This window comes from Colwellia sp. RSH04 (assembly GCF_003545765.1).
GTDB lineage: Bacteria > Pseudomonadota > Gammaproteobacteria > Enterobacterales > Alteromonadaceae > Colwellia.
In genome coordinates this window covers 1-606 of record NZ_QXIO01000049.1, presented here as the reverse complement: position 1 = coordinate 606, position 606 = coordinate 1, and the positions used below count along the sequence as shown (strand labels likewise).

At 60.1% G+C, this 606-nt stretch carries 1 protein-coding gene; it reads right to left on the bottom strand.

What is annotated here, in order from left to right:
* A partial coding sequence (locus D1094_RS18435; protein WP_147361106.1) for a porin occupies positions 1–594 on the bottom strand: 594 nt, incomplete at its 3' end.
* Between the last annotated feature and the right edge of the window lie 12 nt (positions 595–606).

The window sequence follows — 606 nt, the reverse complement described above, 5'->3', positions numbered from 1 at the left end:
ACCGAAGTCAGCGGTGTAGGTGAATTGGCTGACACCAGTGACCGTGCCGCTGCCGCCGACGAGGCTGTCGATGTTGTTGCCGGGATAGTTGGTCCAGGGCGCGTCGAACTGCGAGATGGCCTTACCCATGGTGAAGCCGGCGAACTGGATGAAGCCGTAGTCCACCGTGAGGTTGCCTGACGACGGCCCGAAGCCCGTGCTGTGCTCGAAGTGGCTCGACCAGTAGGTGCGAACCACGCCGTATTCGGTAGCAGTGCGGGTATCAAGGTTGAGCTGGACGCGCGCGCGGGTCGTGAACGAATCCGAATTGCGGCTCTCGGTGCCGAAAACACCGGCGCCGTTGGGACCTGCGTTTTCATTCCACGCCGGCCCATTGTAGTTGTTGCCGTTGATGTTGGCGTCGGCCTGAATGTAACCACCCAGCTTGATGCAGGTGTCGGTGCCGGGCATGTAGTAGAATCCGGCGCCATAAAGGGAGCAGATCTTCACGTACTGGACCGCTTTGGCCTTGACGGGAAGATCAGCTGCCTGTGCCCCGGCGATCGCGACGAAACCTGCCGCCGAACCCAGGATAAGGCTCTTAATCTTGCTCATAGAAACCTCCAA